This is a genomic window from Pseudomonas sp. B15(2017) (genome assembly GCF_002113215.1).
In the GTDB taxonomy this organism is placed as follows: domain Bacteria; phylum Pseudomonadota; class Gammaproteobacteria; order Pseudomonadales; family Pseudomonadaceae; genus Aquipseudomonas.
Window position 1 is genome coordinate 528878 of record NZ_NEJZ01000001.1, and the last position, 22662, is coordinate 551539.

Annotated in this window: 26 protein-coding genes, 1 pseudogene and 1 riboswitch; of the genes and pseudogenes, 15 read left to right on the forward strand and 12 right to left on the reverse strand. The window is 60.9% G+C overall.

The annotated features are described in order from the left end of the window. Positions 1-107 precede the first annotated feature (107 nt). Positions 108-737, reverse strand: a complete 630-nt coding sequence (locus CAF73_RS02385; protein WP_085700862.1) for a LysE family translocator — start codon at positions 735-737, stop codon at positions 108-110. A gap of 91 nt (positions 738-828) precedes the next feature. Between CAF73_RS02385 and CAF73_RS02390 the strand changes: the two genes are divergently transcribed. The 3 genes from CAF73_RS02390 to CAF73_RS02400 all read left to right on the forward strand — a co-directional run bounded on the left by CAF73_RS02390 (position 829) and on the right by CAF73_RS02400 (position 3662). Then, positions 829-1794 (forward strand): 2-hydroxyacid dehydrogenase, encoded by a 966-nt coding sequence (locus CAF73_RS02390; protein ID WP_085701794.1) that lies wholly within the window; start codon positions 829-831, stop codon positions 1792-1794. Between the two features lie 33 nt (positions 1795-1827). After that, positions 1828-2826, forward strand: a complete 999-nt coding sequence (locus CAF73_RS02395) for a class I SAM-dependent methyltransferase (protein WP_085701795.1) — start codon at positions 1828-1830, stop codon at positions 2824-2826. Between the two features lie 40 nt (positions 2827-2866). Further along, positions 2867-2989: riboswitch (yybP-ykoY riboswitch) on the forward strand. Between the two features lie 88 nt (positions 2990-3077). Further along, on the forward strand, positions 3078-3662 hold the full coding sequence (locus CAF73_RS02400; RefSeq protein WP_007956837.1) for a TMEM165/GDT1 family protein: 585 nt from the start codon (positions 3078-3080) through the stop codon (positions 3660-3662). A gap of 44 nt (positions 3663-3706) precedes the next feature. Here the strand turns inward: CAF73_RS02400 and CAF73_RS02405 are convergent, their stop codons facing one another. Continuing rightward, positions 3707-4525, reverse strand: coding sequence for a M48 family metallopeptidase (locus CAF73_RS02405; protein WP_085700865.1), 819 nt, complete (start codon positions 4523-4525; stop codon positions 3707-3709). Positions 4526-5876: 1351 nt separating this feature from the next. Between CAF73_RS02405 and CAF73_RS30725 the strand changes: the two are divergent. Continuing rightward, positions 5877-6074, forward strand: a pseudogene (locus tag CAF73_RS30725) (HAMP domain-containing protein); the annotation flags it as partial. Positions 6075-6185: 111 nt separating this feature from the next. Then, positions 6186-6929, forward strand: coding sequence for a methyl-accepting chemotaxis protein (locus CAF73_RS30730; protein WP_371917943.1), 744 nt, complete (start codon positions 6186-6188; stop codon positions 6927-6929). Positions 6930-7067: 138 nt separating this feature from the next. Here the strand turns inward: CAF73_RS30730 and CAF73_RS02415 are convergent, their stop codons facing one another. Genes CAF73_RS02415 through CAF73_RS02425 form a run of 3 tightly spaced genes read right to left on the reverse strand, consistent with a single transcriptional unit; the run spans position 7068 to position 8180 of the window. Continuing rightward, a complete protein-coding gene (locus tag CAF73_RS02415; RefSeq protein ID WP_085701797.1) occupies positions 7068-7691 on the reverse strand; it encodes an SOS response-associated peptidase in 624 nt (207 codons plus the stop codon). A 36-nt stretch (positions 7692-7727) separates the two neighbouring features. Continuing rightward, positions 7728-7988, reverse strand: coding sequence for a putative signal transducing protein (locus tag CAF73_RS02420; RefSeq protein WP_085684752.1), 261 nt, complete (start codon positions 7986-7988; stop codon positions 7728-7730). A gap of 9 nt (positions 7989-7997) precedes the next feature. Beyond that, positions 7998-8180, reverse strand: a complete 183-nt coding sequence (locus tag CAF73_RS02425) for a CPXCG motif-containing cysteine-rich protein (RefSeq protein ID WP_007951671.1) — start codon at positions 8178-8180, stop codon at positions 7998-8000. 139 nt (positions 8181-8319) lie between these two features. Here CAF73_RS02425 and CAF73_RS02430 point away from each other — a divergent pair, with 139 nt between their 5' ends. Beyond that, the gene (locus CAF73_RS02430) at positions 8320-9486 is read left to right on the forward strand and encodes a 1-acyl-sn-glycerol-3-phosphate acyltransferase (RefSeq protein WP_085700868.1); all 1167 of its coding nucleotides are present in this window, start codon (positions 8320-8322) and stop codon (positions 9484-9486) included. A gap of 49 nt (positions 9487-9535) precedes the next feature. Here the strand turns inward: CAF73_RS02430 and CAF73_RS02435 are convergent, their stop codons facing one another. Further along, a complete protein-coding gene (locus CAF73_RS02435; RefSeq protein ID WP_085700869.1) occupies positions 9536-9814 on the reverse strand; it encodes a hypothetical protein in 279 nt (92 codons plus the stop codon). 193 nt (positions 9815-10007) lie between these two features. On the opposite strand from CAF73_RS02435, the gene CAF73_RS02440 reads away from it, so the two are divergent. Continuing rightward, a complete protein-coding gene (locus tag CAF73_RS02440; protein ID WP_039766399.1) occupies positions 10008-10214 on the forward strand; it encodes a hypothetical protein in 207 nt (68 codons plus the stop codon). Positions 10215-10269: 55 nt separating this feature from the next. Here CAF73_RS02440 and CAF73_RS02445 read toward each other — a convergent pair whose 3' ends face one another. Then, positions 10270-10854 carry a YajG family lipoprotein gene (locus tag CAF73_RS02445; protein ID WP_085684758.1) on the reverse strand — a complete coding sequence of 195 codons (585 nt, stop codon included), beginning with the start codon at positions 10852-10854 and terminating at the stop codon, positions 10270-10272. Between the two features lie 190 nt (positions 10855-11044). On the opposite strand from CAF73_RS02445, the gene CAF73_RS02450 reads away from it, so the two are divergent. Together CAF73_RS02450 and mqo are read left to right on the forward strand one after the other, a co-directional pair. Next, positions 11045-11278, forward strand: a complete 234-nt coding sequence (locus CAF73_RS02450; RefSeq protein WP_039766297.1) for a hypothetical protein — start codon at positions 11045-11047, stop codon at positions 11276-11278. A 700-nt stretch (positions 11279-11978) separates the two neighbouring features. Continuing rightward, positions 11979-13487, forward strand: a complete 1509-nt coding sequence (mqo, locus tag CAF73_RS02455) for a malate dehydrogenase (quinone) (RefSeq protein ID WP_085700870.1) — start codon at positions 11979-11981, stop codon at positions 13485-13487. Between the two features lie 75 nt (positions 13488-13562). Here the strand turns inward: mqo and CAF73_RS02460 are convergent, their stop codons facing one another. The 3 genes from CAF73_RS02460 to CAF73_RS02470 form a co-directional block, all read right to left on the reverse strand. Beyond that, a complete protein-coding gene (locus CAF73_RS02460; protein WP_085700871.1) occupies positions 13563-13850 on the reverse strand; it encodes a PA4642 family protein in 288 nt (95 codons plus the stop codon). 63 nt (positions 13851-13913) lie between these two features. Next, the gene (locus CAF73_RS02465) at positions 13914-14393 is read right to left on the reverse strand and encodes a hypothetical protein (protein WP_085700872.1); all 480 of its coding nucleotides are present in this window, start codon (positions 14391-14393) and stop codon (positions 13914-13916) included. 182 nt (positions 14394-14575) lie between these two features. Continuing rightward, complete coding sequence (locus CAF73_RS02470; RefSeq protein WP_085700873.1) at positions 14576-15133, reverse strand: hypoxanthine-guanine phosphoribosyltransferase; 558 nt, start codon at positions 15131-15133, stop codon at positions 14576-14578. A 165-nt stretch (positions 15134-15298) separates the two neighbouring features. On the opposite strand from CAF73_RS02470, the gene upp reads away from it, so the two are divergent. Further along, positions 15299-15937: a uracil phosphoribosyltransferase gene (gene upp / locus CAF73_RS02475; RefSeq protein WP_011335903.1), complete on the forward strand. Its 639-nt coding sequence runs from the start codon at positions 15299-15301 to the stop codon at positions 15935-15937. A gap of 2 nt (positions 15938-15939) precedes the next feature. Further along, the gene (locus CAF73_RS02480) at positions 15940-17214 is read left to right on the forward strand and encodes a uracil-xanthine permease family protein (RefSeq protein WP_085700874.1); all 1275 of its coding nucleotides are present in this window, start codon (positions 15940-15942) and stop codon (positions 17212-17214) included. Positions 17215-17297: 83 nt separating this feature from the next. On the opposite strand, the gene hemH is transcribed toward CAF73_RS02480, so the two are convergent. Continuing rightward, positions 17298-18323 (reverse strand): ferrochelatase, encoded by a 1026-nt coding sequence (hemH, locus tag CAF73_RS02485; RefSeq protein ID WP_085701798.1) that lies wholly within the window; start codon positions 18321-18323, stop codon positions 17298-17300. Positions 18324-18336: 13 nt separating this feature from the next. Continuing rightward, positions 18337-19239, reverse strand: a complete 903-nt coding sequence (locus tag CAF73_RS02490) for a TIGR01777 family oxidoreductase (RefSeq protein ID WP_085701799.1) — start codon at positions 19237-19239, stop codon at positions 18337-18339. A 197-nt stretch (positions 19240-19436) separates the two neighbouring features. On the opposite strand from CAF73_RS02490, the gene CAF73_RS02495 reads away from it, so the two are divergent. The 4 genes from CAF73_RS02495 (at position 19437) to CAF73_RS02510 (ending at position 22649) form a co-directional block, all read left to right on the forward strand. Next, positions 19437-20423: an NAD(P)/FAD-dependent oxidoreductase gene (locus CAF73_RS02495; RefSeq protein ID WP_007951687.1), complete on the forward strand. Its 987-nt coding sequence runs from the start codon at positions 19437-19439 to the stop codon at positions 20421-20423. Next, positions 20420-20635 (forward strand): TIGR02450 family Trp-rich protein, encoded by a 216-nt coding sequence (locus CAF73_RS02500; protein WP_085701800.1) that lies wholly within the window; start codon positions 20420-20422, stop codon positions 20633-20635. Before CAF73_RS02495 ends, CAF73_RS02500 begins: the two co-directional genes overlap by 4 nt. 110 nt (positions 20636-20745) lie before the next feature. After that, complete coding sequence (locus CAF73_RS02505) at positions 20746-21708, forward strand: DUF523 and DUF1722 domain-containing protein (protein ID WP_085701801.1); 963 nt, start codon at positions 20746-20748, stop codon at positions 21706-21708. After that, complete coding sequence (locus tag CAF73_RS02510) at positions 21708-22649, forward strand: MerR family transcriptional regulator (RefSeq protein WP_085701802.1); 942 nt, start codon at positions 21708-21710, stop codon at positions 22647-22649. The genes CAF73_RS02505 and CAF73_RS02510 overlap by 1 nt, the downstream gene beginning before the upstream one ends. The last annotated feature ends 13 nt before the right edge of the window (positions 22650-22662 follow it).

The following is a 22662-nucleotide window of genomic DNA, read 5'->3' on the forward strand; positions in this document are numbered from 1 at the left end:
TAGAACCGTTATACGTCAGCCAAATCAGCCAAAGGAATGATTTGCAGAGCCGTACAAATGCTAGCTTTGCGCCAGCATTTGCCGAAACAGATGACAGCGCAGAAGAATCAATGCATCTCGGTGAACGCGAGTTTCACGCCGATGGCGATCAGCACCGCGCCCATGGTGCGGTCGAACCAGTGGCCCATGCGGGCGAAACCGGCACGCACGCGCTGCTGGCTGAACAGCATCGCCACCAGGCAGAACCAGGTTGCAGTCGCAGCCGCCAGGTAAATGCCGTAACCGGCCTGCACTGCCAGTGGCGTGTGCGGATTGATCACCACGGTGAACAGCGACAGGAAAAACAGCGTGGCTTTCGGGTTCAGGCCGTTGGTCACGAAGCCTGAGGTGAAGGCGCCACGTGCGGTGCGCTCGCCGGCCTCTTTGTGCAGATCATCGGTCACGGTTTTCGCCGGTTGCGCACGCAGGGCCTTGAAACCGATGTACAGCAGATAAGCGGCGGCGGCCCATTTCAGAGCGTTGAACAGCACGATCGATTGGGAAACGATCAGGCCGATCCCCAGCAGCGAATAACCGACGTGCAGGAAAATCGCCGTGCCCACGCCCAATGCCGTCCAGGTGCCGGCGCGACGCCCGTGGGTCACGCTCTCGCGCACCACCACGGCGAAATCAGGACCGGGGCTGGCGACGGCCAACAGGTGGATCAGGGCAACGGTCAAGAATTCGGTCCAGTACATGGGGGCTCCTTTCGGCCAAGCGTAACGAGTTGTTTCATCTGGTAGGCTCGGCAGATTACGCCTTCCCTTCAAAGCACAATAGGTACAGTTGATGACGAACGCCCACCGCGCCGTATTCCTCGATCACCCGTCGCTGGATCTTGGCGATCTCGATCTGAGCCCTTTGCGTGACTGCTTCAGCGATCTGCAACTGTTCCCCCAGACGTTGCCTGCGCAAGTGAGCGACCGCCTGCAAGGGGCGACCGTGGCGATCAGCAACAAGGTCCTGATCGACGCCGCCGCCATGGCCGCCAACCCACAGCTGAAACTGGTCCTGATCACGGCCACCGGCACCAATAACGTCGATCTGGCCGCCGCCCGCGCCCACGGCATCACCGTGTGCAACTGTCAGGGTTACGGCACGCCGTCAGTGGCGCAGCACACGATCATGCTGCTGCTCAACCTCGCCACGCGCCTGGCCGATTATCAAAAAGCCGTCGGCGAGGGCCGCTGGCAACAAGCGAAACAGTTCTGCCTGCTGGATTACCCGATCGTCGAGCTGGAAGGCAAAACCCTGGGTTTGCTCGGACACGGTGAACTCGGCGGCGCAGTCGCGCGACTGGCCGAAGCCTTCGGCATGCGCGTGTTGCTGGGGCAGATTCCGGGGCGCCCGGCCCGTCCGGATCGCCTGCCGCTGGAAGAATTGCTGCCGCAGATCGACGCCCTGACCCTGCACTGCCCGCTCAACGAACATACCCGGCATTTCATCGGAGCCCGCGAACTCGCCGCGATGAAACCCGGCGCCTTCGTGGTCAATACCGCCCGTGGCGGGCTGATCGACGAACAGGCCCTGGCCGATGCCCTGCGCAGCGGTCATCTGGGCGGCGCGGCCACCGATGTGCTGAGCATCGAACCACCGACCAACGGCAATCCGCTGCTGGCGGTCGACATCCCACGCCTGATCGTCACGCCGCACAACGCCTGGGGCAGCCGCGAAGCGCGGCAACGAATCGTCGGCCAACTGGTGGAAAACACCCAGGCGTTCTACAGCGGTAAGGCGCTGCGGGTCGTCAGTTGATAAACTGCGGCACTTTTTTTCACAGGAGCAGTTATGGATCCGCGCAGTGAAGTACTGCTTCGTCAGGCCGAGTTATTCCAGGGTTCGGTATTGTTGGCCGGTTTGCCTGCCGATGATTTGCTGGGGCGTCTGCCCGACGCGTTTGGATGGTGCTGGCACGCCGGCGATCAGGCCGCACTCGATGCGCGTTTCGAAGGTCGCAGCCATTTTGGCGTAAACGTGCCGGAACGCGAATTCACCAGCACCGTGGTGTTCCTGCCCAAGGCCAAGGACCTGACCGATTACATCCTCAATGCCGTGGCTGCGCGTCTGGCCGGGCGCGAGGTGTATCTGGTCGGGGAAAAGCGCAGCGGCATCGAAGGCGCGTCCAAACAGCTCAACCCGTTCGGCAAACCACGCAAGCTCGACAGCGCGCGCCATTGCCAATTGTGGCAAGTGACCGTGGCCAATGCCCCGCAAGCCAAACCACTGGAAAGCCTGGCGCAGACTTACGAACTGCCGCTGGCCGAAGGCCCATTGAAGGTCATCAGCCTGCCGGGCGTATTCAGCCACGGCCGACTGGATCGCGGCAGTGCCCTGCTGCTGGAACACCTGGACAAACTGCCGAGCGGACATTTGCTGGACTTCGGTTGCGGCGCCGGCGTGCTCGGCGCGGCGGTCAAGCGTCGTTACCCGCACAATCAGGTCACGTTGCTCGATGTTGACGCCTTCGCTGCCGCCAGCAGCCGTTTGACTCTGGCGGCCAACGGTCTGGAAGCCGATGTGCTGACCGGTGACGGCATCGACGCCGCACCGATGGGTTTGAACGCGATTTTGAGCAATCCGCCGTTCCATGTCGGCGTTCACACCGACTATTTCGCCACCGAGAACTTGCTGCGAAAAGCGGCCAAACATCTGAAAAACGGCGGTGAACTGCGCCTGGTTGCGAACAGCTTCCTGAAGTATCAACCGTTGATCGAAGAGCATCTCGGAGTCTGCGCGATCAAGGCCGAAGGCAATGGTTTCCGGATTTACCGGGCCAAGCGCGGCTAAAAATTAGCACTTGCCGAATGGATTCGGCCTAGGCAGAATCCGCTCCGTCCTAGGGGAGTAGTCTCCCACGAGCGCCAAGCTCGTCCGGCATACGTCAACATACTTGATCCTCAGATCATGGCGTATGCGACCCAAGCGTCCGCAGCAGACGGATCGCAGGGTTTGACAAGACCTATGACACGCACACCTTACCCGGGGCGGGAAGGCTGTACGTGTCATAGCCGTGTCGACCCGCCCCTTAGGAAATCCTGATGCTGGACTCGTTACTCGTTCCCACCGCAATCGTTGCCTTGGCCGAAATCGGCGACAAGACGCAACTGCTCGCGCTGATTCTCGCCGCTCGCTTCCGCAAACCCTGGCCGATCATTGCCGGTATCGTCGCTGCGACCCTGGCCAACCACGCAGCAGCCGGTGCGGTTGGCGCCTGGTTCGGCAGCTTCTTCTCGGATTCCGTCCTGCACTGGATTCTCGCCGCGAGCTTCGCCGCCACCGCCCTGTGGACGCTGGTGCCGGACAAGATGGATGACGATGAAGCCAGCACCGCCCGCAAGTTCGGGCCATTCCTGACCACGCTGATCGCGTTCTTCCTGGCGGAAATCGGCGACAAGACCCAGATCGCCACGGTGATGCTGGCCGCGCAATACCCGGAGCTGTGGCTGGTGATTATCGGCACCACGGCGGGCATGCTGATCGCCAACGTGCCGGTGGTACTGGCGGGTAATTTTGCAGCAGAGAAACTGCCGTTGACCCTGATCCGTCGACTGGCCGCCTCGGCGTTCCTGATCCTGGCGATCGTTGCGGTGTACAAGGCGATGCAGAGCAGCGGCTGGGTTTGATCCGGCAGATCGCTCCCGCACTCAGTGCGGGAGCGATCATTGTTTCAGGACTTGGGCGCTTTCTCGTACAGCGGCATGACCTTCGGAATTGCCGCTTCCAGGGAAGCGATCCGGCTGGACGACGCCGGGTGAGTGCTCATGAACTCTGGCGGTGCACCTTCGGACGCCTTGCTCATCTTGTTCCACAGGGTGATCGCGGCATTCGGGTTGTAGCCGGCACGTGCGGCCAGTTCCAGGCCGATCAGGTCGGCTTCGTTTTCGTTGGCGCGACTGTTGGGCAGCGTCATGCCGTAGTTGGCCACGGTGTCGGCCAGCGCCAGGCTGTCCTGACCCAGGCCGAGCAACGCACCGGCGCCCTGCTTGGCCATTTCGATGCCATAGGCCTTGGACATTGCTTCACGACCGTGCTCGCGCAGGGCATGGGCGATTTCATGGCCCATGACCGCAGCGATTTCATCGTCGGTGAGTTTCAGGCTGTCGATCAGCCCGGTGTAGAAAATGATCTTGCCGCCAGGACCGCAGTTGGCGTTGAGTTCGTCGCTCTTGATCAGGTTCACTTCCCACTTCCATTGCGCCGAATCCGGACGGAAATTCGGTGCCTGGGCGATCAGCCGGTTGGCGATGGCCTGAATGCGCTTGGCATCGTTGCTGGTCTTGTCCAGCACGCCTTTGCTGGACGCTTCGCCCACGGTCTTCTGATAGGACTGGGCATACATCTGGTCGACCTCTTGCGAGGACAGCATGCTGAACATGTACTGCTTGCGCTCCACGCCCACGGCACCGCCGCTGGTGGTGTTGACCGACTGACAACCGGCCAGCAACAGCGCCGCGCTCAGTGCACTTACAACCAATGTCTTGTTCATTCAAAAGCTCCCTGAAAACCTGCCGCGTATCCTAGGCGGGTAATTGTATCGACGCCAGATACAACGGACGTGTTGCACGCACTTTCAGAAAACGCCCTCTGACCTGTAGGAAAAAATTCATACCCACCGACAAACCCTGCGCATTCGCGTCGCGCACGGGTCCATTTGCGACATCCGCCTGCAATTACTCGTCCGCAACCTCATGGCGCAATAGCCGCTGCCGATACAACAGCGCAGACGTCCTCTCGCGTGCGGAGCTCCCATGAAGTTCAAGTCGATCCAGTTTTCCGTGGCCGCCCTGGCCGGCGCCATCGTACTCAGCGTAGTCGCCGCGCTGGTGCTGTATGCGCTGTTCTCCGGTGCCCGCACCCAGGAAATGGTCCAGCAACGGACCCAGGCCCAGTTCGAGCAAGTCATCGAACAGCGCCTGACCTCGCTGGCACAGACCCAGGTCAGCCAGATCCAGCGCGAACTGGAAGCGCCGCTGTTGATCGCCGGCGGACTGGTGCGGGTCAACGCCCTGCTCGGCACGCCGGGCGCCGATGGCCAGCCGCGACTGACCGTCAGCCGCGAGCAACTGATCAGCCTGATCAAAGAAAACGTCGAGAAGAACCCGAAGATTCTCGGCACCTACATCGGCTGGGAAAAGAACGCGCTGGATCACAATGACGCGGCTTTCGTCGGCACTAGTGTGGTCGGTATCGACCCTGCCAACGGGCGCTTCCTGCCATGGTGGTTCCGCAACGACGACGGCACCCTCGGCCTGGACAAACTGGTGGACGTCGATGACCAGAAAGTCCTGTCCACCGGCATACGCGCCAGCGAGTACTACCTGTGCTCGAAAGAAACCAAAAAATCCTGCGTGATCGATCCCGCCCCGTACAAGGTCGGCGACAAGATCGTCATGCTCGCCTCCTTTATTGAACCGATCATGCTCAACGGCGCCTTCCAGGGCATCGTCGGCGCCGACCTGTCGGTGAACTTCATCCAGGAAATGCTCCTGGGCGCCAACCAGAAGCTGTACGGCGCCGCCGGGCAAATGGCCCTGATCGGCGGCAACGGCCGGATCGTCGCCTACACCAAGGACCCGAGCAAATTCGGCGAGAAGGTCAGCGATATCCTCGACGCCCAGCAGATTGCCAGCATGGCCAACCTCAAGCGCGGCGAAGTGACCTATTCCGTCAATAAAGAGCAAGGCCGGATCGAGCTGTACCTGCCGTTCGGCATCGGCCAGACCGACGCGCGCTGGACGCTGATGCTGCAACTGCCGCTCGACGCGGTGATGGCCGATCTGCAAAAGCTGCAAGGCGACCTCGACGCCCAGCGCAAATCCGACACGTTCGGCATGGCCATGGTCGGCCTGCTCATCGCCGGCCTCGGCCTGCTGGTGATCTGGCTGGTGGGCCACGGCATCGCCCGACCGCTCAAGCAAATGGTGACCATGCTTGATGACATCGCCCAGGGCGAAGGCGACCTGACCCGTCGCTTGAGCAGTGACCGCAATGACGAACTGGGCTCGATCGCCAAGGGCTTCAATACCTTCCTGGCCAAGTTGCAGGCGATGATCACCCAAGTGGTGACTTCGGTGCAGAGCGTCAGCGACTCTTCGGAACACACCGCCGATATCGCCATCCGCACCAACATCGGCGTGCAGAAACAAATGGCAGAAATCGATCAGGTCGCCACTGCCGTGCAGGAAATGACCGCCACCGCCCAGGACGTGGCGCGCAATGCGACCCAGGCGGCGCAAGCCGCCAGCCATGCGGATCAGGCAGCGGCGCAAGGCATGCAGATCGTGCGCGACACCTCCAATTCGATTGGCGTGCTGGCCGTGGAAATCGGCAAGGCCGTGGATGTGGTGCAGACGCTGGCCAAGGACAGCGAAAACATCAACGCGATCCTCATCGCCATTCGCGGGATCGCCGAGCAGACCAACCTGCTGGCCCTCAACGCGGCGATCGAAGCCGCCCGTGCCGGTGAGCAGGGACGCGGTTTTGCAGTAGTGGCCGATGAGGTGCGCAATCTGGCGCAGAAAACCCAGCAGGCCACCGAAGAAATCCAGAGCATGATCCAGCAACTGCAACAGGGCACCCGCGATGTGGTGCGGGTCATGGAAGACAGCCAGAACCGCACCGATGAAAGCGTGCAGCACGCGGCCAAGGCCGCCGAGGCGCTGGAGACCATCACTCAGGCAGTGTCGGTGATCAACGACATGAACACCCAGATCGCCAGCGCCGCCGAAGAACAGAGCGCGGTGGCGGACGATATCAACCGCAACGTGATCAATATCGGTCAGGTGGCCAATGAAGTGGCCGGTGGCGCGGATGAGTCGAGTTCGGCGAGTGCCGATCTGACCAAACTGGCGGAGCAGCAGCGGCGGTTGATCAACCAGTTCAAGGTGTAAAGACGCCGGAAGGTCCTTCGGACCTTATCGCGAGCAAGCTCGCTCCCACAGGGGAGCGTGTGATCACAAAGTGTGTGAGCACCGAAAATCCAGTGTGGGAGCGAGCTTGCTCGCGATTGGGCTGCGAGCAGCGACACATCAGGCCGGAGTCAGACACTCCGGCCCGTTGAGCTTCGGATCATTGACCAGGTTCGCCAGCACCCGCTCGCGCAAAGTCGCAGGTTCGCTGGCGAGCAACCCTTGAAGGACATGCAGTGGCGTTTCGGGATCGAGCCACGCTTCCTGCCCCGCCTCATCAAGAATCAACGGTCGGCGCTGACTGGCCGCAGGCTGGGTGATGACCGCCGTGCTCAGCCACACTTGTTCCTGCACCGGATACGCTTCCCAGATCGCCGCAAAAAACAACGAAGAACCTTCCCCCGGCGTCAGCCAGTACGGACGCTTGCGCGTGGTGCCGCGCCATTCGTAGAAGCCGTTGGCCGGCAACAGGCAGCGGCGCAGGCGCAGGGCCTCACGGAACATCGGTTGCTCGGCGACGGTTTCGGCCCGGGCGTGGGCCGGCGTACGAGAAAGATCGGTCAGCCACGGCGGTGTCAGCCCCCAACGGGCACGAGCCAGCGCGCGCTGGCCGTCGGGTTCGGCGCGCAGCATCAATACCGAATCGTTGGGGGAAATGTTCCACTGTGCCTGCTGGTCGGCAGGAAAACCGGGCAGGTTCGCGAAATCGCGGTTCCAGCGAAACAGGGCATAACGTCCACACATGGGGCAACACGACTCACTAATAAAACGAACGCCAGCCTAACAGACCAGCGTCCCGGGATAGCTGTCCGGTTCATCGCCGGGCAGCGGCAGCGCGGCATTGTACGCACTGATCAGCTCGCGGGCGTATTCCGCCTGGTCGTCATCCACCGACAGGCCCAACAGACCGAAGATCGGCAACTCGCCCGTACCGCCCAGCAGATCGCGCCCGACCAGGTGCGCCTCGATGCCTTCGCTGGCGAGCATGCCCTTGAGCATCTCGCCTTCCATCAGGTTTTCCGGCTCGTAGATTCGCTGCATGGGCGCGCCTCACTCGTTTTCGCTGAAGACTTCCAGAAACCAGTCCTCTCCATGGACCTGCAACACAAAGGTGATCGGCCGACAACAGACCTGACAGTCCTCAATATAAGTCTGGTCGCCACCGGAGAGATCCACGGTCGTCTCGACCTCTTCACCACAATACGGACATTCATATACTGCGCTTTCCAGCATCGCGGTCTCCCAAGTGACTTGTGCGTATAATCGCCGGTCTATTTGCAGGGCTATTTTTGTCTGGCTACTTTTTCAGACCGTGCCCCGTTGGTTTTCGATCAAAACCTTTACTTACCCTAGCCGTTTCCAACAAGAGAGCATGATGGGCGAATTCGATGCCATCCGACCTTACGACGACAGCGAAGTACCTGCGGTACTGGCGCGACTGCTCGGCGACAAGGCGTTTCTAGATATCCTCACCCACTTCCGCTTCCCGCGTTTTGCCGGTGCCTTCGGCTGGATGCTCAAACCACTTATAGCCCATCGGCTGCGTCGTGAGTTTGCCGACGTGACCTCCGTGGCCACATTGCAGGACAAGGTCGAGTTCTACGTCGACCACACCATCGAGCGCGCCACCGATGGCGTGACCTACACCGGTGTCGAGCAATTCAAGTCCGGCAGCGCCTATCTGTTCATCGCCAATCACCGCGACATCGTGATGGATCCGGCCTTCGTCAACTACGCCGTGTACCACGCGGGCCTGCCGACGCCGCGTATCGCGATTGGCGACAACCTGCTGCAAAAGCCGTTCGTCAGCGACCTGATGCGCCTGAACAAGAGCTTCATCGTGCACCGCTCGATCACCGGGCGCCGGGAGAAAATGGCCGCGTACCAGTTGCTGTCGGCCTATATCAACCACTCGATCCGCAACGACTGCGCCTCGATCTGGATCGCCCAGGCCGAAGGCCGCGCGAAGGACGGTGACGACCGTACCGAGTCGGCGATCCTCAAGATGTTCCACATGAGCCGCAAGGACGAGCCGTTCGGCGAGGTCATCCGGTCGCTGAACCTGACCCCGGTGTCGATCAGCTACGAATACGATCCGTGCGATCAGGCCAAGGCCCGCGAGCTATATATCCGCGCCACCACCGGCACCTACAGCAAGGCGCCGGGCGAGGATGACGTGAGCATCGCCAAGGGCATCACCGGTTATAAGGGCCGGGTGCACGTGAACTTCGCCGCGCCGATCACCGAGCTGTTCGAAGACACCAAGCAATTGGCGGTCGAGATGGACAAGCAGATTCTCGGCGGCTACCGGCTGTTCCCGGTGCATTACCTGGCGTACGCACAGTGGGCCGATGCCGATCCGCAGTTGAACGTGCCGAAGGCTGCCGAAGTGTTCGGTGCCGAAGAACTGGCCAAGGCCCAGGAAGAATGGCAGAACCGTCTGGACGCCTGCCCCGAGGAGCATCGTCCGTATCTGGTGCTGCAATATGCGACGCCGGTGCGCAATCAGTACCGGGTCAAGGCTGGACTGCCGCTGTAAGCGGTATCGGCCAGATACGGGAACGGCGCCTTCGGGCGCCGTTTTTCGTTCAGAAGCGGGTACTGATCCAGGACACCAATAACGCCAGACCAAGGCAGGCGAAACCGAAGCGGTAGAAAAAGCGGTTCATGCGCAGGGTCGCCCAATCGAGCACCGGCTCCTGATCAGGCTTCTGCTGACGCTGGGCCGCGATACTGGCCATGGCCCGTTGTTCACGGCGACGGGTCGCATGCAGCAGCCAACTGCCGGGGAAGGCCAACAGCAGGGCCAGCAGGTTGATCAGTTTGGCGGGATGGGCGGTAAACAGCGTCATCAAGTGCAGCGACATCACAGACCTCAATCTAGACCGGTTTGGCGAACGCCAGACCGACGACCGCGGCGCGGATTCTACCGAAACACTCCCCTACTGCCCTACCCTTTGCGACAAATAACCCGTCAATCGACCGATGGCTGTCCTGTGTCACGGCATCGTCATTTGTTTCAGTCACCATGCGCGCCTCGAAACCGACACGGAACGCGACATGCTTCACGCTGAAAATCAGGATCGCCTGTACCTCATCTCCCCGTCCGACGAACAGCAGACCCTCGTCGGCAGCCTGGCCTTCAATGTTCAGGATCGTCACTGGCTCGTGTACTGCGCCCTCGGCGGACACCAGCACGCGGACTTGCCCGAGACCGATCTGCTCACCGGCGTCAGCGTCCTCGATTTCTATTCCCAGGCCGCCTGAACGAAAAAGCCCGGGGCCATCACTGACCCCGGGCTTTGCGGATCTGACGAAAAGCTTATTCCGCCAGGATCTGACCGATGCTCGGGTCCTTGAACAGACGAGTCAGCGCATCGCTCAGCACGTCGCTGACCAGTTTGGTGTTGGTTTCCTGATTCGGCGCCATGCCGAAACGCTGGTCCAGCGACGCGCCGTAACGGCCGCTGTAGCGACGGTTGCCGCTCTGCACGTCGGAGCGGAATGTCGCGCCGATGGTGGCTTCGGTCACATACATGCCTTCTTTCGGCGACTGGTATTTCAGTTCAGTCAGGGTCACGGTCAGCTGTGGAGCATTCATCGCGCCGTTGGACGGGGTGAAGCCCAACAGACGCACGGCCGCTTCGGCCTGGGCCTGCAACTTCGGCAGGATCTGCTCGCGCTGCACGGTGATGGCGCTGGTCTCCGGGTACAGACCGCCACGGGTGCCAAGGGTTGGCGACGGACGACCGTCCACGACGCGAACCACGACAGGCTGGCCGTGGCCGACCGGTGCCAGCTGAGTGGTCAGCTTCGGTTCCGGGCTCAGTTGTTGCGGGCTGTGGGCGCAGCCAACCAGGGTCAAACTGGTCACAGTGATCAAACCGAACAACAGGCGTTGCAACATGCTCTTCTCTCCAGAATCAGGCACAGACAGGCCGGCAGTATAGCGGTGGGCCACTGTGGGTCACCAGCACTGAAATCTCAGACAAAACCCGCTGCCAGCGGTTCCTGTCACACATTCTTCACCCCCCATACACGTTCGCGTCACGGCGTTTTGACAAGCTTCCTCACAGATCCCCAAAAGGAACACTGCCATGCGCTATCTGATCTCGTTGTTCGCTCCACGCCCGCTGCACCGCAGCTTCGCCCTGCTCGACCGCAACGGCCATTGCCAGGCTTTCAAACAGTGCAGCCTGCAGCCAATGGGTGACGGCTGGGTGGAAATCGAGGAAATCCGTCTCAACTGGTTGCACCAGCCACTGCCTGCCAGCGCCCGGGTCGAACAGCAGCGCCCACGCGCACGCGCTCAGGCGATGTTGAGCATCTGACCGGATGCCTAATAAAAGTCATTAAACTCGACCAACTCCCCGCATTTCTTCGATACAATCTCCCCCCGATTATAAGGACGTCTCCTGATCGGGCCTCGCAACAGCGTCAATGCGCTTGCATTGGCATCCAAATCGCCCACAGAGAGCCGCCCACACAGATCGAGTGAAGCTGGCGTGCTTGCTGTTTCCCTGGCAAATCCCGCTTTTCGCGAATCTGCAGAGCTGTCATGACGCTCGGCCACTGAGTTGTTTGCCCCTCCGGGCACGGTGCCAGCCCCGGACAGCCCTTTTTGAGGTTCACGTCTTCAAAAGAGCGTGAAAAAAACGGGTTTTCACAACTTCACAAGAGTGTGGCGAGCAAATGAATAGTTTTGCGTCTGAACATGCACCATTAGCGTCTGAAACAGCCCAACGACACAGGAACGGGAACGCCTCGAATACCGGAGCCTGAAGCCTGTCCGCTACGGATTTGGTTGCACAAACGGATGTCTCGACCATAAGTCGAATTGCCAGCCGCGTGCCGAAATGAGTTCATGGAACTCTTTAAGCCAGGCCGCACGCATCCGTCGAAGTTGCGAAAAATTGCGAAGATTCGGACATGGCACACCTGACCAAGGATACCCGGGGCCCAACTGACCTGCCCTGGACGCCTGGCAGCCATGCCGACAATTTGGTGCTGCAGATTTTGGAGACGCGTTAAATGGCGCATAACGAAGCAGTCGACGTAGTTCTGGTTGGGGCCGGCATCATGAGTGCCACCCTCGCAGTACTGCTCAAAGAGCTCGACCCGGCGATCAAGCTGGAAGTCGTCGAGCTGATGGATTCCGGTGCCGCGGAGAGTTCCAACCCATGGAACAACGCCGGTACCGGCCACGCCGGCCTGTGCGAGCTGAACTACACGCCGCAGGCTGCCGACGGCACCGTCGACATCAAGAAGGCCGTGCACATCAACACCCAGTTCGAGGTGTCGAAGCAGTTCTGGTCGTACCTGACCAAAAAGGGCACGTTCGGCTCATGCAAATCCTTCATCAGCCCTGTGCCGCATCTGAGTTACGTCGAGGGTGAGAAAGGCGTGTCGTTCCTCAAGGAACGCTTCAACGTGCTGCACAAGCACCACGCTTTCGCCGACATGGAATACACCGAAGACAAGGCGAAGATGGCCGAGTGGATGCCGCTGATGATGCCGGGTCGTCCGAAAGACCAGGTACTCGCCGCCACCCGCGTGATCAACGGCACCGACGTCAACTTCGGCGCCCTGACCAATCAGTTGCTCAAGCACCTGACCAGCGCACCCGATGCTCAGGTCAAGTACTGCAAGCGCGTGACCGGCCTCAAGCGTAACGCCAACGGCTGGACCGTCAGCATCAAGGACGTCAACAGCGGCAACACCCGTGAAGTCGACGCCAGGTTCGTGTTCCTCGGCGCTGGTGGCGCGGCCCTGCCGCTGCTGCAAGCCTCGGGCATCGAAGAAAGCAAAGGCTTCGGCGGCTTCCCGATCAGCGGCCAGTGGCTACGTTGCGACAACCCGGAAGTGGTCAAGCATCACCAGGCCAAGGTTTACAGCCTGGCCGCCGTGGGTTCGCCGCCGATGTCGGTGCCGCACCTGGACACCCGCGTGGTCGACGGCAAGAAATCCCTGCTGTTCGGGCCATACGCCGGTTTCACCACCAAGTTCCTCAAGCACGGTTCCTTCATGGACCTGCCGCTGTCGGTTCGCGCCGGCAACATTGGCCCGATGCTGGCCGTGGCGAAAAACAACATGGACCTGACCAAGTACCTGGTCAGCGAAGTGATGCAGTCGATGGAGCAGCGCCTGGAATCCCTGCGTCGTTTCTACCCGGAGGCGAAAGCTGAAGACTGGCGCCTGGAAGTGGCCGGCCAACGGGTGCAGATCATCAAGAAAGACCCGAAAAAAGGCGGCATCCTGCAGTTCGGTACCGAACTGGTCGCGGCGAAGGACGGCTCGCTCGCCGCCCTGCTCGGCGCTTCGCCAGGCGCTTCGGTGACCGTTTCGATCATGCTGGAACTGATCGAGAAATGCTTCCCGGAAAAGGCCAAGGGTGAGTGGGCTGCCAAACTGGCGGAAATCTTCCCGGCCCGCGAAAAGGTCCTGGAAACCGACGCTGCGCTGTATCGCAAGATCAACACGCAGAACAACGTCGCGCTGGAACTGGTTGAAGCCAGCAACGAGACCGAAAGCTACGCCTGATTCGGCTCCATGAAAAAACGCCCCGCACTCGGTGAGTGCGGGGCGTTTTTTATGCCTGTGGAAAACTTCGGGCTATCAGCCGCGCGCTTTCTCGATCAGCTCGATGTATTCCGCCGCGTTGCGTTGATCGCGGATCTGGTCGACGAAGGTCTTGCCGTGCTCGTCCTTGCCATCCAGGTCATAACCGGCTGCAACGAAGAACGTCAGGAAACGCTCGAAATCGTCGATGCGCAGGCCCCGGTAAGCCTTGACCAGCTTGTGCAGCGACGGCGAGGTGGCGTCGACCGGCTCAAAATCGAGGAACAGCTTGATCTGCTCATCGCCGATCTCGTCACCAATCACTTGCTTCTTATCTTTACGCATTGCCGACTCCAGCTCGCAGACATTTCACGGGGCGGGCAGTTTACCCCTGCACAGGCACAAGGCTCAACGCGAGCGCGTGCTGCCGGTGTGCAAATCGGCCCAGATGTGGCCGTTGGCGTAACTGAGGAACTGCACGTACACAGTGTCATTGCGCAGCAGGTCGATGATTACCCGGTACTGGGCCAGCGGATAGAACAGCGTCAGCGTCTTGCTCTTGTCGTCATACACCGGTTTTTTCAGGCTTTTGCTTTCGCCATCGAAGTTGACCAGCACCTGATTGATCGTCGCGCCCTTGTTCAGGAACTTGCCTTTGAGGCGGATCATCAGCGGCGAGGTCACCGGGATCGGCTGCTGATTGGACTGACGCTGGGTGCCCACGACGACCGAATAATCGGTGACCTGCAACAGTTGCTGCTGCTCGGGTTCGGCATCGCGCAGGGTCAGGTCGTCCGGCGGCAGGAACTGGCTGTGCATCGGGGCGGCGGCCAAAGGCAGGCTGAGGGTCAGCAACAGGGCGATGGCGCTGCGGATCAAAAGGCTCATGACAGGCTCCGGGGGCGGGGCCGAGCACTCTAGCATGGGTATTGCGGATGGATCAGCACACGCAAAACAACTGTGGGAGCGTGGCTTGCCCGCGAAAGCGTCGATTAATCCGACATCAATGTGTCAGACAATCCGCCATCGCGGGCAAGCCCGCTCCCACAGGGATCGGGGATTACCCGCAATTACATGCCTTTGACGGCGAAGATCCCGTTGGCGTTGCGCCAGTAGCCTTTGTAGTCCATGCCGTAACCGAAGATGTAGCGGTCAACGCACGGCAGGCCGACGAAGTCGGCTTTCAGGTCAGGACGGGCCTTGCGGTCGTGGTCCTTGTCGATCAGCACGGCGGTGTGCACTTTGCGCGCGCCGGCGTGACGGCAGAAGTCGATGATCGCGCCCAGGGTGTGACCTTCGTCGAGGATGTCGTCGATGATCAGCACGTCGCGGTCGATGAACGAGACTTCCGGCTTGGCTTTCCAGAACAGGTCGCCGCCGCTGGTTTCGTTGCGATAACGGGTGGCGTGCAGGTAGGACGCTTCCAGCGGGAACTGCAGATGAGTCAGCAGTTTGCCGGAGAAGATCAGGCCGCCGTTCATCACGCAGAACACCACCGGGTTGCTGTCGGCCAGTTGTTCGTTGATTTGTGCACCGACGCGGGCAATGGCAGCCTCGACTTCAGCTTCGGTGTACAGGCAGTCAGCCTCTCGCATGATTTGACGGATATGCTCGAGATCAGCGGACATGGCGCTCTCCAGGGGGGACGGATTTCGGAAAAGCGGGCAAAGGTACGCATCAACCGGAGCCGAATCAAGCATTTGTGGACTAACGTACTGTATGTCCTATAGGACATCACCCTCGGATAGATTAATCTAGGCCGGTTTTTTTGCCCGCCGCCGGAGCCTTTCCCCATGTCCATCCAAGAGATCCGCCATCCGCTGATCCGTCACAAACTTGGCCTTATGCGCCGTGCAGACATCAGCACCAAGAATTTCCGTGAGCTCGCTCAGGAAGTCGGTGCCCTGTTGACCTATGAAGCTACCAAAGACCTGCCGCTGGAAACCTACGATATCGAAGGTTGGTGCGGCACGGTGTCGGTCGAGAAAATCGCCGGCAAGAAGATTACCGTCGTGCCGATCCTGCGTGCCGGCATCGGCATGCTCGAAGGTGTGCTGAGCCTGATCCCGGGCGCAAAGGTCAGCGCCGTCGGCGTTGCCCGTAACGAAGAAACCCTGCAGGCCCACACCTATCTGGAAAAACTGGTTCCGGAAATCGACGAACGCCTGGCGATGATCATCGACCCGATGCTCGCCACCGGCAGCTCCATGGTTGCGACCATCGACCTGCTGAAGAAGGCCGGTTGCAAGGACATCCGCGCGATGGTGCTGGTGGCCGCGCCGGAAGGCATTGCCGCTGTCGAGCAGGCTCACCCGGACGTGATCATCTACACCGCGTCCATTGATCAGAAACTCAACGAGCACGGTTACATCATTCCTGGGCTTGGCGATGCCGGTGACAAGATTTTCGGCACCAAGCAGAAGGACGCGTAAGCATGCAGCAAGAGTTTAACGATCCGCTCTGGCGTACGGTGCTGTCCGGCGCACAGATGCTGTTCGTGGCTTTCGGCGCCCTGGTGCTGATGCCACTGATCACGGGCCTGGACCCGAACGTGGCACTGTTTACCGCAGGTCTGGGCACGATTTTGTTCCAGATCGTCACCGGGCGTCAGGTGCCGGTATTCCTGGCGTCGAGCTTCGCCTTCATCACCCCGATCATTCTCGCCAAGGGCCAGTTCGGCCTCGCCGCGACCATGGGCGGCGTGATGGCGGCCGGTTTCGTCTACACCTTCCTCGGCCTTGCCGTGAAGATCAAAGGCACCGGTTTCATTGACCGTCTGCTGCCGCCGGTGGTGATTGGCCCTGTGATCATCTCCATTGGCCTGGCCATGGCGCCGATTGCCGCGAACATGGCGATGGGCAAGGCCGGCGACGGTTCGGAGCTGATCCATTACCAGACCGCGATGATGATCTCGATGCCGGCGCTGCTGACCACGCTGGTCGTGGCGGTGTTCGGCAAGGGAATCTTCCGTCTGGTGCCGATCATTTCCGGCGTGCTGGTGGGCTTTGCCCTGTCCTTCTACTTCGGCGTGGTCGACACCGCGAAGATTGCCGCGGCACCGTGGTTCGCCCTGCCCGCCTTCACCGCACCGGAATTCAACTGGCAGGCAATCCTGTTCATCGTCCCGGTGGCGCTGGCCCCGGCCATCGAACACATCGGCGGCGTGATTGCAGTCGGCAGCGTGACCGGTCGCGACTACCTGAAGAAGCCGGGCCTGCATCGCACCCTGCTGGGTGACGGCATCGCCACCACCGCAGCCGGCCTGTTCGGCGGTCCGCCAAACACCACCTACGCGGAAGTGACCGGCGCGGTGATGCTGACCAAGAACTACAACCCGAAAATCATGACCTGGGCGGCGATCTTCGCCATCGCCCTAGCGTTCATCGGCAAGTTCGGGGCCCTGCTGCAAAGCATTCCGGTACCGGTGATGGGCGGGATTCTGTGCCTGCTGTTCGGTTCGATTGCGGCGGTGGGGATGAACACCCTGATCCGTCACAAGATCGACCTGGGCGAGGCGCGCAATCTGGTGATCGTTTCGGTGACCCTGGTGTTCGGTATCGGCGGTGTGCTGGTCGGCACCGGCACAGGTCCCGACGACTTCGGCCTCAAAGGCATCGCGCTGTGCGCGGTGGTGGCGATTGCGCTGAACCTGCTGCTGCCGGGCAATGACGGCTGGAAGCAGAAGAAGGCGGATGAGCCGCTGATCTAAGCCCTAGCTTCAAGATCGTTCCCACGCGGATCACCCCACACTGATCGTTCCCACGCGTGGGAACGATCAATCATCGACGATCATCAAAGGGCCAGTGGCGCCCGTTCGCACAGCGTTGCCAATGCCTTCGCCCATTGCGGGTCATCATTCAGGCATGGCACCAGCACCAACTCCTCTCCCCCCGCCTCTCGGAACTGTTCCTTGCCGCGATCGCCGATCTCTTCCAGGGTCTCGATGCAATCGGCAACGAACGCCGGGCACATCACCAGAATCTTCTTCACGCCGCTTTTGGCCAGTTCATCCAGGCGCGCTTCGGTGTAGGGTTCGATCCATTTCGCCCGGCCCAGCCGCGACTGAAATGACACCGACCACTTGCCGTCCGGCAGCCCCATGCGCTCAGCAAACAACGCCGCCGTGCGCAGGCACTGGGCGCGATAACAGGTGGCCAGCACGGCAGCCGAAGCGTTTTTGCAGCAATCTTCATTCTTGAAGCAATGATTGCCGGTCGGGTCGAGCTTGGTCAGGTGCCGCTCCGGCAAACCGTGGAAGCTGAGCAACAGGTGATCGTAATCCTGCTGCAAGTGCGGCTTGGCGCTCGCCACCAGCGCGTCGAGGTATTCCGGCTGATCGTAGAACGGCTGCAACACCGACAGTTGCACATTGAGCTTCTTCTCGCGCAGCACGCGCCTGGCTTCTTCGATCACCGTGGTCGTGGTGCTGTCGGCGAACTGTGGATAAAGCGGTGCGAGGGTAATGCGTTTGTGCCCCGCCGCGACCAGCTTCAACAGGCTTGTCTCGATCGACGGCTCGCCGTAACGCATGGCCAGCTCAACCGGGCCGTGAGTCCACTGCGCCGTCGTCTGCTGTTGCAGACGACGGCTGAGCACCACCAGCGGCGAACCTTCCTCCCACCAGATCGAGGCGTAGGCATGGGCCGACTGCTCGGGGCGCTTGATCAGGATCAGCGACACCAGCAGACGTCGTACCGGCCACGGCAGGTCGATCACGTATGGGTCCATCAAAAATTGATTGAGGTAGCTGCGCACGTCGGCCACCGAAGTGGAGGCCGGCGAACCCAGGTTGACCAGAAGCAAGGCGTGATCGGTCATGCAACGTCCTATTTCAGAGGCGGCCGGAAAGATCGTCCAGGGCCGCGCGTAAATCCGTGAACCGGAAAGTGAATCCCGCTTCCAGCAAGCGTTTCGGCGTGGCCCGTTGGCCACCCAGTAACAGCAATGACATCTCGCCGAGCCCGACCTTCAAGGCGAGGGCCGGCATCGGCATGAACGCCGGGCGGTGCAGCACGCTGCCCAGCGTCCTGGCAAATTCGCGATTGCGCACAGGGTTCGGCGCGCACGCATTATAAGGACCGCTCGCCTGATTGCGGTGCAGAAGAAAATCAATCAGAGCGATTTGGTCATCGATATGAATCCACGGCATCCACTGCCGACCGTTGCCCAAAGGCCCGCCCAGCCCAAGCTTGAACGGCAGCAGCAGGCGCGACAAAAAGCCGCCCTCGGCCGACAGCACCAGCCCGGTGCGCACCAGCACCACGCGAATGTCCATCGCTTCGGCGCGCTGCGCGGTTTCCTCCCAGGCGATGCACAACTGACTGGCGAAATCATCGATCACCGGTGGCGAGTCTTCGGTCAACTCGCGCTCGCCGCCGTCACCATACCAACCCACGGCAGAACCCGAGATCAGCAGCGATGGTTTCTGCCCGCAATTTTCCAGCCACGCCAGCAACGATTCGGTCAACGTGATCCGGCTGCTCCACAACAGCGCCTTGCGTCGATGGGTCCATGGCCGGTCGGCAATCGGCGCGCCGGCGAGGTTGACGATCACGTCGACCGGCTCATCGCCAAGGTCCTCCAGATGCGCGACTCCACGCACCTGGGCGCCACAGATTTTCGCGACTTTTTCCGGACGACGACTCCAGACTGTCAGGCGATGCCCCTGCCCGGACCAGTGCCGGCAAAGCTGACGTCCGATCAATCCAGTACCGCCGGTCAGCAATATGTGCATGACTTCTTCCTCGCGTGGCGTTTTACCCCGATCACTAGTCTATTTTTATAAACAGGGATCTTTTCTATCGGGCAGGCTCTATTGTTTAACCATAGGCCAAGCTGTCAGAACCAGAACGCTGGAAGTTATACCAAAAAACAAAATTGTACAGGTTTCATCGACGGCGTAGTCTGTACAGAAAGGTAAACGAGGCCCCTATGACTGTACCTATCGCAATCATTGGCACCGGCATCGCCGGACTCTCCGCCGCCCAGGCCCTGACGGATGCCGGGCATACCGTTCAGTTGTTCGATAAAAGCCGTGGCAGCGGCGGACGCATGTCGAGCAAACGCAGCGACGCAGGCTCTCTGGACATGGGCGCGCAATACTTCACCGCCCGTGATCGGCGCTTCGTGACTGAAGTTCAGCGCTGGCAAAGCAAGGGCTGGGTCGCCGAATGGGCCCCGCAGCTCTACACCTTTCACGGCGGGCAGTTGAATCTGTCACCGGACGAACAGACCCGCTGGGTCGGCACGCCGCGCATGAGCGCCATCACCCGGGGACTGCTTGATGGGCTAGAAGTGCATTTCGCCTGCCGGATCACTGAGGTCTATCGCGGCGAAGAACACTGGCATCTGCAGGACGCCGAAGGCTTTACCCATGGGCCGTTCAGCCATGTGGTGATCGCCACGCCGGCGCCGCAGGCCACTGCCCTGCTGGCCGCTGCGCCGAAACTCGCCGGTGCCGCTGCCGGGGTGAAAATGGACCCGACCTGGGCCGTCGCCCTGGCCTTCGACACGCCGCTGGATACGCCGATCGAAGGCTGCTTCGTCCAGGACAGCGCACTCGACTGGCTGGCCCGCAACCGCAGCAAACCGGGCCGCGACACCACGTGCGATACCTGGGTCCTGCACGCCACCAGCGCCTGGAGCCGACAACACATCGACCTGCCCAAGGAAGCGGTGATCGAACAATTGCACGGCGCCTTCGCCGAATTGCTGCACAGCGCCATGCCGGCCCCGACCTTCAGCCTCGCCCACCGCTGGCTCTATGCCCGCCCGGCCAGCAGCCATGAATGGGGCACCCTGGCCGACGCCGATCTGGGCCTGTACGCCTGTGGCGACTGGTGCCTGTCGGGTCGCGTCGAAGGGGCCTGGCTCAGTGGTCAGGAGGCGGCAAGACGCTTGCACGAACACCTGCAGTGAATCGCATCAATCCGCGCAAATTGCTGCTGTCGAAATGGACAGCAGCCCACCCGCAAAACCGTGAAAAGCATTTCCTGGTGACCGAACTGTTCAGCGACGAGGACGGCACGGTGCTGGAAATCGAGTTGCAGGCAGTGCTGACCCGGCGTACCGAGCAATGCGACTGGCATGCTCTGCAAGATGATTCACGCTGGAAAATGGGCTGGAGCTGAAAAACTCATAAACTTGTACAAACCATTTGACTTGTACACCTTTGAATCTATGCTTGAAGAATGTTGTACAGATTTACTCGTCTGTACAGGTTCAGATTCGAGGTTGCTGCATGTCCGACTCATCGACGTCCCTGCCAAAAATCGCCATCAGCGCCTGCCTGATGGGGGCCGAAGTTCGCTACAACGGTGGCCACAAGGAGTCGCGGCTGTGCAGCCGCACCCTGGCCGAGCATTTTGAATTCGTTCCGGTATGTCCTGAAGTAGCGATCGGCCTGGGAATTCCTCGCGAGCCGATCCGGCTGGTGGGCGACCCCGCCCGGCCTGAAGCGGTCGGCACCGTCAATCCAGCGATCAATGTCACTCAGCCACTGGCCGCTTACGGCGAGAAAATGGCCGGGGAGCTCAGTGACATCTGCGGCTACATCTTCATGCAGCAATCGCCATCCTGCGGACTGGAGCGGGTCAAGGTCTACCACGCCAACGGCGCACCGGTGAATGGCGGCGGGCGCGGCATTTACGCCGAGGCGTTCTGTGCACAGCACCCGGACCTGCCGGTGGAAGAAGCCGGGCGTCTTAACGATCCGGTGCTGCGGGAAAATTTCATCACCCGCGTACTCGCCTACCGCGAATGGCAGCAAGTGCTCAAGCAAGGCTTGAGCCGCCGCGCCCTCACCGACTTTCACTCGCGCTACAAATACCTGCTGATGGCCCACAACCCGGTGCAATACAAGGCGCTGGGCAGTCTGCTGGGCAACATGGGCCGGACCGACCCGACCGAGCTGGGCCCACGCTATTTCAGCGAACTGATGGCGGCGCTGAAGAAATGCGCCACCCGCCGCACCCACAGCAATGTCCTGCAGCACATCAGTGGCTATCTGAAGCAGGTCATCAGCCCCGAAGAAAAACAGGAAGTGCAACACATCATCGGTCAGTACCGGCATGGCATCGTGCCCCTGGTGGTGCCGCTGACGTTGCTCAAGCATCACTTTCGCCTCCACCCGGATCCCTACATTGCGCAGCAGGTGTACCTGCAACCGCATCCGGAAAACCTCAGCCTGCGAAACGCCATTTGATGAACGACTCACTCGACACCAGCGCCCGTGAAGACCTCGGCGCCGACTTCAAGAAAGCCCTCGACGAAGGCTGGCTGCCGATTCGCGAAGTCGCACGCCAGACCGGCGTGAATGCCGTGACTCTGCGCGCCTGGGAACGCCGCTACGGGCTGATCGTTCCGCACCGCACGCCCAAGGGCCATCGCCTGTACAGCGCCGACCACGTGCAGCGGATCCAGAACATCCTCACCTGGCTCAACCGGGGTGTTGCGGTCAGCCAGGTCAAACCATTGCTCGATACGGCGCAGGCGTTCAACGAACCGGTGGAGGACGAATGGCATCCGCTGCGCCAGGCCGCCCTTATGGCGGTCACTCACCTGAACGAGCGCAGCCTCGACGACTGCATCAACCAGGCGATGGCGCTGTACCCGCCGCGCACCCTGTGCGAGCAATTGCTGCTGCCGCTGCTGAGCGATCTCGAACAGCGCTGGCAAGGCCAGTTTGGCGCGCAGATGGAGCGCGTGTTCTTTTTTGCCTGGTTGCGCAGCAAATTCGGCGCGCGCATCTACCATAACAATCGTCAGTTGCGCACCGCGCCGCTGCTGCTGGTCAATCAGTCGGATCTGCCACTGGAACCGCACCTGTGGCTCTGCGCCTGGCTGATCAGCAGCGCCGATTGCCCGGTGCAGGTGTTTGACTGGCCGCTGCCTGCCGGAGAGCTGGCGCTGGCAACCGATACCCTGCAAGCCCGTGGCGTCCTGCTGTATTCCAGCAAAGCCCTGAGCCTTGCGCAGCTGCCGAAACTGTTGAATGGCATCAGCTGCCCAAAACTGATTGCCGGACCAACGGTGTGCATTCACCACGCCGAGTTGTCCGCAAGAACTTCCGAAATCACTGACCTGCTCCTGGCCGAGGACCCTCTTTCGGCGCATCGGGTACTCATTCAGCGTGGGTTGATTTAATGATTCAGGCAGA

Bases quoted from the DNA above. Each gene is read 5' to 3' on its own strand.
- CAF73_RS02385 (WP_085700862.1), bottom strand. From the start codon at position 737: ATGTACTGGACCGAATTCTTGACCGTTGCCCTGATCCACCTGTTGGCC.
- CAF73_RS02390 (WP_085701794.1), top strand. From the start codon at position 829: ATGACGAACGCCCACCGCGCCGTATTCCTCGATCACCCGTCGCTGGAT.
- CAF73_RS02395 (WP_085701795.1), top strand. From the start codon at position 1,828: ATGGATCCGCGCAGTGAAGTACTGCTTCGTCAGGCCGAGTTATTCCAG.
- CAF73_RS02400 (WP_007956837.1), top strand. From the start codon at position 3,078: ATGCTGGACTCGTTACTCGTTCCCACCGCAATCGTTGCCTTGGCCGAA.
- CAF73_RS02405 (WP_085700865.1), bottom strand. From the start codon at position 4,525: ATGAACAAGACATTGGTTGTAAGTGCACTGAGCGCGGCGCTGTTGCTG.
- CAF73_RS30730 (WP_371917943.1), top strand. From the start codon at position 6,186: ATGGCAGAAATCGATCAGGTCGCCACTGCCGTGCAGGAAATGACCGCC.
- CAF73_RS02415 (WP_085701797.1), bottom strand. From the start codon at position 7,691: ATGTGTGGACGTTATGCCCTGTTTCGCTGGAACCGCGATTTCGCGAAC.
- CAF73_RS02420 (WP_085684752.1), bottom strand. From the start codon at position 7,988: ATGCAGCGAATCTACGAGCCGGAAAACCTGATGGAAGGCGAGATGCTC.
- CAF73_RS02425 (WP_007951671.1), bottom strand. From the start codon at position 8,180: ATGCTGGAAAGCGCAGTATATGAATGTCCGTATTGTGGTGAAGAGGTC.
- CAF73_RS02430 (WP_085700868.1), top strand. From the start codon at position 8,320: ATGATGGGCGAATTCGATGCCATCCGACCTTACGACGACAGCGAAGTA.
- CAF73_RS02435 (WP_085700869.1), bottom strand. From the start codon at position 9,814: ATGTCGCTGCACTTGATGACGCTGTTTACCGCCCATCCCGCCAAACTG.
- CAF73_RS02440 (WP_039766399.1), top strand. From the start codon at position 10,008: ATGCTTCACGCTGAAAATCAGGATCGCCTGTACCTCATCTCCCCGTCC.
- CAF73_RS02445 (WP_085684758.1), bottom strand. From the start codon at position 10,854: ATGTTGCAACGCCTGTTGTTCGGTTTGATCACTGTGACCAGTTTGACC.
- CAF73_RS02450 (WP_039766297.1), top strand. From the start codon at position 11,045: ATGCGCTATCTGATCTCGTTGTTCGCTCCACGCCCGCTGCACCGCAGC.
- mqo (WP_085700870.1), top strand. From the start codon at position 11,979: ATGGCGCATAACGAAGCAGTCGACGTAGTTCTGGTTGGGGCCGGCATC.
- CAF73_RS02460 (WP_085700871.1), bottom strand. From the start codon at position 13,850: ATGCGTAAAGATAAGAAGCAAGTGATTGGTGACGAGATCGGCGATGAG.
- CAF73_RS02465 (WP_085700872.1), bottom strand. From the start codon at position 14,393: ATGAGCCTTTTGATCCGCAGCGCCATCGCCCTGTTGCTGACCCTCAGC.
- CAF73_RS02470 (WP_085700873.1), bottom strand. From the start codon at position 15,133: ATGTCCGCTGATCTCGAGCATATCCGTCAAATCATGCGAGAGGCTGAC.
- upp (WP_011335903.1), top strand. From the start codon at position 15,299: ATGTCCATCCAAGAGATCCGCCATCCGCTGATCCGTCACAAACTTGGC.
- CAF73_RS02480 (WP_085700874.1), top strand. From the start codon at position 15,940: ATGCAGCAAGAGTTTAACGATCCGCTCTGGCGTACGGTGCTGTCCGGC.
- hemH (WP_085701798.1), bottom strand. From the start codon at position 18,323: ATGACCGATCACGCCTTGCTTCTGGTCAACCTGGGTTCGCCGGCCTCC.
- CAF73_RS02490 (WP_085701799.1), bottom strand. From the start codon at position 19,239: ATGCACATATTGCTGACCGGCGGTACTGGATTGATCGGACGTCAGCTT.
- CAF73_RS02495 (WP_007951687.1), top strand. From the start codon at position 19,437: ATGACTGTACCTATCGCAATCATTGGCACCGGCATCGCCGGACTCTCC.
- CAF73_RS02505 (WP_085701801.1), top strand. From the start codon at position 20,746: ATGTCCGACTCATCGACGTCCCTGCCAAAAATCGCCATCAGCGCCTGC.
- CAF73_RS02510 (WP_085701802.1), top strand. From the start codon at position 21,708: ATGAACGACTCACTCGACACCAGCGCCCGTGAAGACCTCGGCGCCGAC.